The sequence below is a fragment of the Psychrobacter immobilis genome, from assembly GCF_904846225.1.
Classification (GTDB): Bacteria; Pseudomonadota; Gammaproteobacteria; order Pseudomonadales; family Moraxellaceae; genus Psychrobacter; species Psychrobacter immobilis_F.
The window spans coordinates 122,114-134,415 of the sequence record NZ_CAJGZJ010000003.1; the positions used below are offsets into that span (position 1 = coordinate 122,114).

The 12,302-nt window shown below is 42.7% G+C and carries 10 protein-coding genes; 7 read left to right on the forward strand and 3 right to left on the reverse strand.

Features of this window, described 5'->3' with window-relative positions; all coding sequences use genetic code 11:
* Positions 1-53 precede the first annotated feature (53 nt).
* The 3 genes from JMX48_RS03445 to JMX48_RS03455 form a co-directional block, all read right to left on the reverse strand.
* The gene (locus tag JMX48_RS03445; protein ID WP_201534339.1) at positions 54-854 is read right to left on the reverse strand and encodes a 3-hydroxybutyrate dehydrogenase; all 801 of its coding nucleotides are present in this window, start codon (positions 852-854) and stop codon (positions 54-56) included.
* 126 nt (positions 855-980) lie between these two features.
* Positions 981-1,610 (reverse strand): CoA transferase subunit B, encoded by a 630-nt coding sequence (locus tag JMX48_RS03450; RefSeq protein ID WP_201534342.1) that lies wholly within the window; start codon positions 1,608-1,610, stop codon positions 981-983.
* 69 nt (positions 1,611-1,679) lie between these two features.
* The gene (locus JMX48_RS03455; protein ID WP_201534345.1) at positions 1,680-2,393 is read right to left on the reverse strand and encodes a CoA transferase subunit A; all 714 of its coding nucleotides are present in this window, start codon (positions 2,391-2,393) and stop codon (positions 1,680-1,682) included.
* Between the two features lie 315 nt (positions 2,394-2,708).
* On the opposite strand from JMX48_RS03455, the gene JMX48_RS03460 reads away from it, so the two are divergent.
* From JMX48_RS03460 to JMX48_RS03490, 7 genes are all read left to right on the forward strand, one after another.
* On the forward strand, positions 2,709-4,133 hold the full coding sequence (locus tag JMX48_RS03460) for a GntP family permease (RefSeq protein WP_201534348.1): 1,425 nt from the start codon (positions 2,709-2,711) through the stop codon (positions 4,131-4,133).
* 477 nt (positions 4,134-4,610) lie between these two features.
* Positions 4,611-6,701 (forward strand): methionine--tRNA ligase, encoded by a 2,091-nt coding sequence (gene metG, locus JMX48_RS03465; RefSeq protein ID WP_201534351.1) that lies wholly within the window; start codon positions 4,611-4,613, stop codon positions 6,699-6,701.
* A 157-nt stretch (positions 6,702-6,858) separates the two neighbouring features.
* The gene (locus tag JMX48_RS03470) at positions 6,859-7,344 is read left to right on the forward strand and encodes a hypothetical protein (protein WP_201534354.1); all 486 of its coding nucleotides are present in this window, start codon (positions 6,859-6,861) and stop codon (positions 7,342-7,344) included.
* Between the two features lie 330 nt (positions 7,345-7,674).
* Positions 7,675-8,727, forward strand: a complete 1,053-nt coding sequence (locus JMX48_RS03475; protein ID WP_201534357.1) for an ABC transporter substrate-binding protein — start codon at positions 7,675-7,677, stop codon at positions 8,725-8,727.
* A 126-nt stretch (positions 8,728-8,853) separates the two neighbouring features.
* Entirely contained in the window at positions 8,854-9,894 is a 1,041-nt protein-coding gene (locus JMX48_RS03480; RefSeq protein ID WP_201534360.1) for an ABC transporter substrate-binding protein, read from the forward strand.
* 463 nt (positions 9,895-10,357) lie between these two features.
* Positions 10,358-11,257, forward strand: coding sequence for an ABC transporter permease (locus JMX48_RS03485; RefSeq protein WP_201534362.1), 900 nt, complete (start codon positions 10,358-10,360; stop codon positions 11,255-11,257).
* A 31-nt stretch (positions 11,258-11,288) separates the two neighbouring features.
* Positions 11,289-12,083 (forward strand): ABC transporter ATP-binding protein, encoded by a 795-nt coding sequence (locus JMX48_RS03490; protein WP_201534364.1) that lies wholly within the window; start codon positions 11,289-11,291, stop codon positions 12,081-12,083.
* Positions 12,084-12,302 lie beyond the last annotated feature (219 nt).

A 12,302-nucleotide genomic window follows, 5' to 3' on the forward strand; every position in this document is an offset into this window, starting at 1 on the left:
CAGTAGGACTGACCCTGTGGTTTTTACTCATAATAGCACTTAACGATAAAATGTTAATTCATAAACCAACCGTGGCTGGCAACGATAGATTGTCCCGTAAAGACATTGCTTGGAAACGCGGCTAAAAATAACGCTAACTGAGCAATATCTTCGACAGTCGTGAATTCTTTGTCGACGGTATTGACCAACATAATGTCGTTAACCACCGATTCCTCACTAATACCCTTCTCGCTTGCTTGTTGCGGGATTTGCTTTTCGACCAAAGGCGTTTTGACAAAGCCTGGACAAATAACATGCGCGCGTACATTGTGCTCAGCACCTTCCTTTGCAAGCACACGGCACAAGCCAAGCAAACCATGCTTTGCCGTCACATAAGGCGCTTTATATAGAGAGGCTTCATGCGAGTGTACTGAACCCATATAGATGACCGTACCACCTTTGTCGTCTTTATACATATGTTGCAAAGCGGCTTTGGTGGTCAAAAACGCCCCATCTAAATGAATATCGAGCATTTTTTTCCAGTCAGAAAAATCCATTTTGTGAATCGGATCGATGATTTGAATGCCTGCGTTGGAAACCAGAATATCAATACCGCCGAAGGTATCAACTAATTTTTGCACACCTTCGTTGACGGCCATCTCGGACGTGACATCCATGGCAATAGCCAATGCCTTACCGCCATTTGCTTGGATGTCATCAACGGCTTGCTGCGCCGCTTCAAGATTGATATCAGCAATACCAACCGCTGCGCCTGCTTGAGCATAAGTTTCAGCGATATCACGTCCGATTCCACTTGCGGCGCCAGTGACCAGCGCCACTTTGCCTGTCAGATCCTGTTGTAATTGGGTGGCCATATATTTTCCTTAATAATGTGCGCTTGCTCAATTATAAAATTACCAAAATAAGCCACTAAATCATAATGGCTACCAAATAAAAATAAGCTCAGCTAAAAACAAGTAGCAATTTTGGCATTATAAGATTTATTGAGCAATATTCACTGGCGTTTTTTCTTGGAGTTCTTCAAAAGTGACACCCTCTGCTAACTCAACCAGTTTTAACCCTTTATCAGTCACATCTAGTACAGCAAGCTCAGTGATAATACGATCAACCACGCCTTTGCCCGTTAATGGTAGCTCGCAATTGGCAAGAATTTTTGGATCGCCATGTTTATTGACTTGCTCCATCAGTACAATGACTCGCTGCACGCCTGCAACCAAATCCATCGCGCCACCCATGCCTTTGACCATTTTTTTGGGAATCATCCAGTTGGCTAAATCGCCATGTTCTGACACTTCCATCGCGCCTAGTATGGCTAAATTCACATGCCCGCCACGAATCATCGCAAAGGATTCTGAGCTACCAAAATAACTGGCACCTGACTTTGCTGTGACGGTTTGCTTGCCCGCGTTAATCAAGTCAGCATCGACGTTTTCTGCGGTTGGGAACTCACCTATACCCAGTAGGCCATTTTCTGACTGCAACCATACATCCACATCTTTAGGAATGTAATTGGCCACAAGCGTTGGTAGACCAATGCCCAAATTCACATAATAACCGTCTTGTAGCTCTTTTGCGGCACGCTGTGCCATCTGTTCTCTTGTCCATGCCATGGTAACTTCCTTATTTTTACAATGTTCTATTATTAATTTAACAATATTTTGCCCGATGACGCTATTGGTCTAAGCGCCTTCGACGGCTTTGGTTGTGGTTTTTTCGATACGCTTTTCAGGGGTGCTGTTTAATACGATGCGCTGCACAAAGATACCCGGTAAATGAATCTCATCAGGATCAAGCGCGCCAATTTCTACGATTTCCTCTACTTCAACGATGGTGATTTTGCCAGCCATCGCGCAGTCTGGATTGAAGTTTCGCGCGGTTTTATTGAATATTAAATTGCCTGCTTTATCCGCTTTTTGTGCCTTGATCAATGACACATCCGCACGCAATGAGTGCTCAAGTACATAAGTACGCCCATCAAAATCACGGGTCTCTTTACCCTCAGCGACGAGTGTACCAACGCCAGTTGCCGTATAAAACGCAGGAATGCCAGCGCCACCCGACCGTAGCTTTTCTGCCAAGGTGCCTTGCGGCGTCAGTTCAACTTCTAACTCGCCTGCCAAGTATTGACGCTCAAATTCTTTGTTTTCACCCACATAAGAGGAGATCATTTTTTTGATTTGGCGAGTTTGTAATAGTAATCCTAAGCCAAAGCCATCGACACCTGCATTATTACTGATACAAGTTAAATCTTTGACGCCGCTATCACGTAGCGCTTCGATTAATACCTCAGGAATACCGCACAGACCAAAACCGCCAATAGCGAGCATTTGACCATCACTTACGACACCTTTTAGTGCTTCTTCAGCGCTGCTATATACTTTTGACTGACTCATGCTTATCTCCTTGCAAGTCTATTTTTTGTTATTTACACTGATTATTCGTCGTTATTATCTATCATATTAATACATTATCTATCGATATATCATACATAAGGTATTTATGCTAACTTACCATATTATGCCCGCAGCGACTAGAAAATAACATTAAGTGCATACGAGCCAAAAAATTGCTTAGTAGATGGTAGATCAATACCATATCAATTTACATTTAACAAAGCATCCTAAATCCACGCTTTATGATGCATTTTTTTGATTGATACCTCGGTGCTCTGTGTACTCACTACTTTAATTTTGCCAAGGAGGGCGATTATGTTTAGCACATTTGCTATTGTCATTACTTTATTACTATTGATGTTCTTTGCTTATCGCGGGTATTCCGTGCTGATTTTGGCACCGATTATGGCGATATTAGCAGTATTACTGTCAGGTGATTTTTTAAGTAGTATTCCCGCTTATACCGATGTTTTTATGGGCGCATTGAGTGGATTCTTGCTCAAGTTCTTTCCTATTTTCTTACTGGGTGCGCTATTTGGGCGTTTGATGGCAGACTCTGGAGCAGCGACAGCCATTGCCAATACGGTGGTTGAAAAACTGGGTGCCAGCAAGGCCATTCTAGCCATTATCTTAGTGTGTGCCATTTTGACCTACGGCGGTGTGTCGTTATTTGTCGTCGCATTTGCGATCTATCCAATTGCCAAAGACTTATTCAAAGCGGCAGATATTCCCAAGCGCTTGATTCCAGCGGCTATTGCCTTAGGATCTTTTACTTTTACGATGACCGCATTGCCGGGCACTCCAGCCATTCAAAATGCTATTCCTATTCCTTATTATAATACCAACGTGTTTGCCGCCCCTATTTTGGGCATAATCGGTGGCACAATCATGTTTATCGGCGGTTGGTTATGGTTACAAGCACGAGCCAAAAAAGCCAATGCGGCAGGTGAAGGCTATGGACAGCATGACGAAGAAGACACAGGCAGTATTGGAGGCACCGTAAAAGAAGCCGAAAAAGTTGAGATATTAAATACGCATCAAACCTCATTTACTGTGGCGATGATTCCGCTGGTATTGGTTATTGCCTTAAACGCTTTATTAACCTATGCAGTGTTTCCTTCAATAGATTTTAGCAATCTACAAGCTCAGTTCCCGGATCTAAATATCGCAGGTTCTCTCGGATTATGGTCGATTATCATCTCCTTGGTTGTGGCTTGTGTGGTGTTAATTTTGCTCCGTATCGGTCACTGGAACAATCTGCAAAAAACCATCAACCGTGGTACTTATGATTCTATGTTGCCTATTTTTAATACGGCATCAGAAGTTGGCTATGGCGCGGTCATCGCCTCACTGGCAGGTTTTCTCATCATTCGTGATAGCATTCTCAATCTAACGCCCGATAATCCTCTCATCTCAGAAGCTGTCGCTATGACCACGCTCGCAGGTATTACAGGGTCATCATCTGGTGGTTTGAGTATTGCGTTGTCCACTTTGGGCGAAGACTATCTAAGAATGGCGGTCAGTGCCGGTATTGATCCAGAGCTGATGCACCGTGTCGCTGTCATGGCAGCTGGTGGTTTGGATACACTGCCGCATAGTGGCGCTGTCATTACCTTATTGGCTATCTGCGGCCTGACGCACAAGCAGTCTTATTTGAATTTGGCGATGGTCACCATTATCATTCCACTGATAGCAGTGGTTGCTATTATTATCTTGGGCACCATGTTTGGCTCTTTTTAAAGAGCATTGACACCTTCAATTATTTTTTATTATCAAAGTCTCATATCTAAATAAAAACCTCATTGAGCAAATAGCTTGGTGGGGTTTTTATAGCAATTTTATAGCGCTTAAATATAACTAGAGACTGGTATTGATGGCCAATAAGTGAACGCTAAAATCGATACAGGGTGACTGGAATAAATTTTTGGCAGCCTCTGTATTATCAGTAAGCTAGAAAAAACTATATCAGTCGCAAGTGGCTACTAAGACATCGATTTTACTTAGAATTGCCCATGATCTACCTGCCATATAGCGTTAATTACCGTATTAATTATGGAGGAATGCCACAAATTTTGCCGAATTACGGTATTATAGGCACACTTTTAAATTTTCATCATTTATGGAAGTTTTTAGCCTTGATAACATCGCGTCCAATAGCCATAAACCGCTTAAGACGTTTGATAACCAACCCGTTTATATAAAAATATAGGTGATTTTGTGCGTGAGATTCTAGTAACCAGTGCCTTACCCTACGCCAATGGTGACATCCATTTGGGGCATCTTTTAGAGCATATTCAAACTGACATTTGGGTACGTGCTATGAAAGCACAAAACCACAAAGTCACCTATGTCTGCGCAGACGATGCTCATGGCACTGGTATTATGCTCAAAGCGGAAGCCAATGGAATCACAGCTGAGGAACAAATTGCGGCAGTTAAAGCCTCGCATGAAGCCGATTTTTCAAAGTTTCTCATTAATTATGATAATTATCACACCACTCACTCAGAAGAGAATAAACATTTTTCTGAACTGATTTATCGTCGTCTTAATAGTGCTGGACATATCAGTACCAAAGACGTTGAACAGTTATTTGACCCTGAAAAGCAATTGTTTTTAGCAGATCGTTTTGTTAAAGGTACCTGCCCTGAATGCGGTGCGCCAGATCAATACGGTGATACCTGTGAAGTTTGTAGCACTACTTATAATGCCGTAGAATTAATAAACCCACGCTCAACTGTTTCGGGTGCAACACCGATACTAAGAACATCTAAACATTATTTCTTTGATTTGCCAGAATTTGAGCAGTTCTTAAAAGATTGGACACGTAGTGACAATCGCCTGCAAGTATCGGTCGCTAATAAACTGCAAGAGTGGTTCGATTCTGGACTTGCCAGCTGGGATATCTCACGTGATGCGCCCTACTTCGGTTTCCAAATTCCGGACACGCCAAGCGATGAGCCAGATAAATATTTTTATGTGTGGCTCGACGCTCCTGTCGGTTACATGGCCAGTTTTAAAAACTTGTGCGATAAGCGCGAGGGTACTGAGAATGCGCTTGATTTTGACCGTTATTGGATGCAAGAAAACGAGCATAAAACCGAGGTTTATCACTTTATCGGTAAAGATATCGTATATTTCCATGCGCTATTTTGGCCAGCCATGCTTGCCGGTAGTGAGCTTCGTACACCAACGGGTGTCTTTGCTCACGGCTTCTTGATGGTCAATGGTGCGAAAATGAGCAAGTCGCGTGGCACTTTTATTAATGCCAGCACTTATGCTAAACATTTACATCCTGAGTATCTGCGTTATTACTTCGCCACTAAACTCTCTAATAAAGTTGAAGATATCAATTTTGATTTAGAAGATTTCATGCAAAAGGTTAACTCTGACTTGGTCGGCAAAGTGGTGAATATCGCCAGCCGTAGTGCTGGATTCTTGGTTAAGAAATACGACGGTATGCTTTCAGAGGTTTGCGTAGAGTCTGAATTATTAGAAGATATCACCAAAACGGGCGATGAAATTGCTGCCGCTTATGAAAACCGTGAGTTCTCACGTGCGATGCGTTTAATCATGCAATGTGCGGATAAGGCTAACGAATATATTGACGAGAAAAAACCTTGGTCACTCGCTAAGCAAGAAGGGTCAGAGCAAGAAGTACAAAACGTTTGCTCGGTAGCGGTTAACATTTTCCGTCAATTGATGGTTTATCTTGCGCCCGTATTACCTGAGCTGACTGCCAATGCCAAAGAGTTTTTAAATATTGATGATTTGAGTTTTGCCAGTCGTAATGAGTGGTTGCTTGGTCATAAAATCAATAAATTTAAACCTTTAATGCAGCGTATCGAAGAAAAAGACATCGCCGCGATGGTTGAAGACTCAAAAGCGTCGTTAACGCAAACAGAGACGTCAGTTGCTAATAAAGACAGCAAACCAGTCGAGAAAAACGAGCCTGCCGCAGCAACAGATGCTGAGCAAACTGACTACATTGGTATTGAGGACTTTGCTAAGGTTGAGATGAAAGTGGCACACGTCTTAGCATGTAATCATGTCGAAGGCGCGGACAAGCTATTACAGTTCACCCTAGATGTTGGCGAAGACAAGCCGCGCAATGTATTCAGCGGTATTCGTAAGTTTTATGAGCCTGAGCAATTGCTCGATAAAAAAGTGGTTTGCGTGACCAACCTTGCGCCGCGCAAGATGAAATTTGGCGTATCAGAAGGTATGGTTTTATCAACTGGCAATCCAAAAACAGGCTTAACGGTTGTGACGTTACCTGATGGCTGTGTCGTTGGTGACGTATTGGCTTAACCGATATGACGCATTCACTTTAAACGTTTAAAAATCATAAAAAAGATGCCATGAAGGCATCTTTTTTTTGTCGCCAAGGATATAAGCCTTACGGTTTGATGTATTCTGTAGTCAACATACCTTAAAAACGCTAAAAATTGATAATGAGGATTTCCTGATGGCAATTAACAAGCTATGCCTATTGCTTCCTTTATCTCTGTTATCTGCTAACGCCTTGGCCGCAGTAAGCGAGGTTACGGGTGACACTACTTGTACGATTATATCGTCGCTTAATAAAAAAGTAACGGTAGACATGTCTTGTCACTATGATGGTTCAATGGGCGGCAGCATGACCTACGCGATTCAGCAACTGAGTTTTCAGATAGCAAACGGTGAAACCATCTCAACTGATAATAGCGCCAGCTTTAGCTTCAATGATACAGGCGAGATGAATATTTTGAGTGACACTACGACGCTTGATGACCAACCCGCCGAGGTCATAATGCTTCGTTTACCTACATTGAAACGCGTCTCTCAAGCTGAAATAAATAAGCGTTATGAAACAGCAGACCCTGATTTTTCAGATACGCTCTATTGTTTTAAGCCAATCAAACAAGACAATGCTTTTTGTCTGCCCTATACTTTGATACAAGATATATCCTGAATGACTCTTTAGAGCGCATTGAACATTCATAAGAAGGCACCTAATTTATTGTCTTTAAACTTCTATGAAGAATACGCTTTAATTTCTTATTGCGATAAGTTACATTACTGTCATAATATGAACATACTGATCGACGGAATGATTATTTTATTGTTAGCCTGCTATCTTGGCATCAACATAGCATTGACTCGGCTAACCTGCATTTTCCAATATCATTTTTAAACATTCAAGCTAACAAAAACGAGCGTGAGCAATAATTAAGCTTAACGGGTTCAGCATTGTTGTTAGCTTGGTTTTTGAGACTGATATAACCTATGAGTTAACCCAATAATGACTATTGCTTCTACCTTACGCCTAAGCCTATACGGTGCTGCTATCAGCGCTACCCTTGGATTGATCGGTTGCTCAAATACGACAGACACTGCCGCAACGACCGATGAAAGCGCAGCGACTGATGCCGACAAACCTGCCAAATCATTAGCCATCACTCAAATTGTCGAACATCCTTCATTAGATGAGATGCGCCGCGGTATTATTGATGAGCTGGCCGACAATGGTTATGTCGATGGTCAAAATCTAACTATCAATTTTCAAAGCGCCCAAGGCAATACAGCAACAGCAGGTCAGATTGCCAAGCAATTCGCAGGAGACAATCCAGATGCTATCGTGGCAATCTCAACGCCCTCTGCTCAATCTATCGTTGCTTCAACCAAAACGATTCCGGTGATTTATACTGCCATCTCAGACCCTGTGGCAGCGAAGCTTATCGATGAAAACGATGTCCCTATCCAATCTAATGTCACAGGCTTGTCTAGTGAATTACCGATTGAGCCGCAGTTAGACAATATTCTAAAAATTGTGCCGGATGCCAAAACTATTGGTTACGTCTATAGCCCAGGTGAAATCAACTCTGTGGTGGTACTCAATCAGCTTAAAAAACTCGCACCAGCGCGTGGACTAAAAATATTAGAGGTTACCGCCAATCGTCCAACCGACGTTGCGATGGCAACCCGCAGTCTGGCTGGTCGCGTAGATGTCATTTATACCTCGTTAGACAATAACGTCGTATCAGGATTTGAAGCAATGGCAGGCGCTGCGAATGAACTTGATATTCCGATTATTGCCTCAGACGAGTTTAGTGTGAGACGCGGTGCTACGGCGGCGCTTGGTGTCAATGATTATGACTTTGGTCGTACCACAGGAAAAATGGTTTATCGGGTATTAAGTGGTGAGGCGATCAATACCATTAAGCCTGAAGTGATGAACACCTTAACCTTGTACGCCAGCCCAAAACACGCGGCTGAGCAAGGCGCGAGCTTGACAGATGACTTGTTAAAAAATGCCATCAATGTCGACAAACAGGCGCAGAGTGCCAAAAAATAATTTTTACAAGTAGTACTGATAAATAACACTGACAAACCATGTTGAGCCATCGACACAAATGGCTCGCTTTATCCTTTATCTATTAAATAATGTACGGACACATTATTACTTTCAGGAGTGAAACCCATGTTGTATCAAAATCGTTTTGGTCATTTAAATTTTAGTAAGGCACTATTATTAGGCGGGGTTTGTACCGCTATCTTGACGGGCTGTAATCAACCGGCACAAGATGCCAGCACCACTGATACTTCTGCAACTGGCGACACTGCAACAGCGATGAAAACGGTTGCTATTACCGCTATTGTTGAACATCCAGCGCTTGATGAAGTACGTAAAGGTGTCATCGATGAGCTAAATGAAGCGGGTTTTAAGGAAGGTGAAAACTTAACCGTTAACTTCCAAAGTGCACAGGGTAACACGGCCACGGCAGGACAGATTGCTAAGCAATTCGTCGCAGATAATTCAGACGTTATCATCGCGATTGGCACGCCATCAGCACAGTCAGTAGCGGCGGCGACTAGCAGTATTCCTTTAGTATTTTCCGCAGTCACTGATCCAGTTGCAGCCAAACTAGTCACAAAATTAGATGGCTCTGGTACCAATGTCACTGGTGGTTCTGATGCACTACCTTATGAGCCACAAATCGAATTGATGCGTCAAATCATTCCTAGCTTAAAAAATGTCGGCTACGTTTATAGCCCAGGTGAAGTCAACTCAACGACCATATTGAAAAACCTAAAAGAAAAATTGACACCACTAGGTATCAATGTACTCGAAGCGCCTGCCCAGCGTAGTACTGATATTGCGATGGCAGCACGTAGCCTCGAAGGCAAGGTCGATATGATCTATACCTCAACCGATAACAACGTCGTATCGGCCTATGAATCACTATATCAAGTCGCTAAGCAAAGTAAAATCCCACTCATTGCTTCAGATACCAGCTCAGTTGAGCGTGGTGCAATTGCGGCATTAGGGGTGAACTATTACGATCTTGGCCGCGAAACTGGCAAAATCGTAGTACGTATCTTAAATGGTGAAAAAGCAGGCGCTATCCCTGTCTATACACCAAAAGTGCTGGATTTATACGTCAGTCCAAAACATGCCAAAGAACAAGGCGTTACTTTGCCACAAGCAGTTATCGATAAAGCAAAAGAAGTGGTAGAATAACGCACTTTTATATTTGACGATTAATAGCACTGACAAGTGAAATGATACTTAGTGAAATGATACTTAGTGCAAGGATATTTAGCACAAGAAACCCAGCTATGAATCAGTAGGCTGGGCTTCTTATTTAAGCGGCTATTATTTAAATGCTGTTGCTAAAATATTTTAACGCAACGCATTGCTTATAGGCCTTTTATTAAGTATAAAGTCTTTGCGCCGTTTCTAGATTTGCCATGTTTTTAAGCAAAGCTTTGAACCAAAGTCGCTTATGATAGTTGTTGATCGTGACATGTTTTGGTTTACCCTAACCGCAGATGACTTAATCTGTTAAATTCACCGCTTAGCCATTTAGCAAAAACTGACTGTTAGATTTATAGATAAGCACGTGTTCGTACGCGAATTATTCTGTGGATCAACGATTAAAATGTGAGTTGCTAAACGCTTGGTTATGACTTGCTGATCTCTTATGTCCTTAATTGCTTTTTTTGGTGCGCTTGAAAGTGGTCTGATTTATGGCCTAGTCGCACTTGGTGTGCTGATATCATTTCGTACTCTTGACTTTCCTGATCTGACTGCTGATGGTAGCTTTCCATTAGGTGGTGCCATCGCTGGCATCTCTATTATCGCTGGCATCAATCCTTGGCTTGCTTGTGTCTTTGGTATGCTGGCAGGATCAGTCGCCGGTATCGTCACTGCATGGTTGCACGTCAAGCTTGGTATCCTACAACTGCTGGCCAGTATCTTAGTCATGGTCGCGCTGTATTCCGTCAATTTGCGGATTATGGGTGCACCAAACTTGCCATTATTGGGTGAAACCACGGTATTTAGTAGCTTGGTGACTGATGGTAACGGTTATTGGATGCGCTGTCTTATCATTGGTATCGTCGTGGTACTTGCCATGTTATTTTTAGATTGGTTCTATAGCACAGAAACTGGATTATCCATGCGTGCTACTGGCTCAAACCTAAGAATGGCTCAGGCGCAAGGCATCAATACCTCGTGGATGACCATCATCGGTATGGCGATTTCAAACGGTTTAATTGCATTAGCTGGTGCGCTGTTTGTGCAGACGCAAGGTGGCGCAGATATCTCGATTGGTATCGGTACGATTGTCATTGGTTTAGCGGCGGTTATCATCGGTGAAACGATCATTCCTGCCAAGCGAATTTGGCTAATTACCTTTGCTGTGGTGGTCGGTGCAGTATTGTACAAGCTATTTATTCAGGTTGCCCTGTCAAGCGATACGCTACGTAGTATTGGCTTTGGCCCGCAAGATTTGAATTTGATTACAGCGCTACTCGTGGTATTGGCCTTGGTCTTGCCCAAAGCTAAAAATAAATTTTTAAGTCGTAAAGTTCGGGCTTAATGTCAATATGCAACCATAAGGAATAATAATTATGATGCAAGCTACAGATTTGCGGTTGACCTTTAATCCTGGAACGCCCATTGAAAATCCTGCACTACTCGGTATCGATCTGAACATTGCGGATGGCGAGTTTGTGACTGTTATCGGCACCAATGGTGCTGGTAAATCGACTTTTCTTAATGCGGTCAGTGGTACTACTCGCGTCGATAGTGGCTCAATCTTATTAAATGGTATTGATGTCACTAAAAAGACTGCGCACCAACGCGCCCACTGGGTCGCTCGTGTATTCCAAGACCCGATGGCTGGGACTTGTGAGGCGCTTACCATTGAAGAAAACATGGCACTGGCTTATAAGCGCGGTGGCAAACGTGGTTTAAGCTTTGCACTAAACCAAAATAACCGTGACTTATTTCGAGAGAAACTGTCAGTACTAAAATTAGGGTTAGAAAACCGTCTAACCGATCGTATGGGATTATTATCTGGTGGTCAGCGTCAAGCCGTCAGTTTGCTAATGGCATCGTTACAGCCCTCCAAGATTCTATTGCTGGATGAGCATACTGCGGCCCTTGACCCTAAGACAGCGGCCTTTGTTTTAGAATTAACGGATAAAATCGTCACGGATAATAAGCTTACTACCATGATGGTCACACACTCAATGCAGCAAGCATTGGCGCATGGCACTAGAACCGTGATGCTGCACCAAGGTCAAGTCGTATTAGATGTTTCTGGTGATATTCGTAAAGGCATGACAGTACACGACTTGCTGGATATGTTTGAACAAACTCGTGGTGAAAAGGTCGAAGATGACAGTTTGATTTTAAGTTAACTCCAATAAAAAATCCTCGCTATTGATCTGTACTAAAAAAGCAGCGTCCTACCACTTTGTACCAGCTCACAACCACATTATAAACCTTCAAGGAAATTTATTTTTCTTGGAGGTTTTTTTGTTATCTATGGTTAATCATCCTATAAAATTTTTGCTTGTAAGGATATAGTTGTTGTAGCCGACGAAAAGTTACATCGATATATCGATGAATCTATAGTC

Bases quoted from the DNA above. Each gene is read 5' to 3' on its own strand.
- JMX48_RS03490 (WP_201534364.1), top strand. From the start codon at position 11,289: ATGATGCAAGCTACAGATTTGCGGTTGACCTTTAATCCTGGAACGCCC.
- JMX48_RS03450 (WP_201534342.1), bottom strand. From the start codon at position 1,610: ATGGCATGGACAAGAGAACAGATGGCACAGCGTGCCGCAAAAGAGCTA.
- JMX48_RS03480 (WP_201534360.1), top strand. From the start codon at position 8,854: ATGTTGTATCAAAATCGTTTTGGTCATTTAAATTTTAGTAAGGCACTA.
- JMX48_RS03475 (WP_201534357.1), top strand. From the start codon at position 7,675: ATGACTATTGCTTCTACCTTACGCCTAAGCCTATACGGTGCTGCTATC.
- JMX48_RS03460 (WP_201534348.1), top strand. From the start codon at position 2,709: ATGTTTAGCACATTTGCTATTGTCATTACTTTATTACTATTGATGTTC.
- JMX48_RS03470 (WP_201534354.1), top strand. From the start codon at position 6,859: ATGGCAATTAACAAGCTATGCCTATTGCTTCCTTTATCTCTGTTATCT.
- JMX48_RS03455 (WP_201534345.1), bottom strand. From the start codon at position 2,393: ATGAGTCAGTCAAAAGTATATAGCAGCGCTGAAGAAGCACTAAAAGGT.
- JMX48_RS03445 (WP_201534339.1), bottom strand. From the start codon at position 854: ATGGCCACCCAATTACAACAGGATCTGACAGGCAAAGTGGCGCTGGTC.
- JMX48_RS03485 (WP_201534362.1), top strand. From the start codon at position 10,358: ATGTCCTTAATTGCTTTTTTTGGTGCGCTTGAAAGTGGTCTGATTTAT.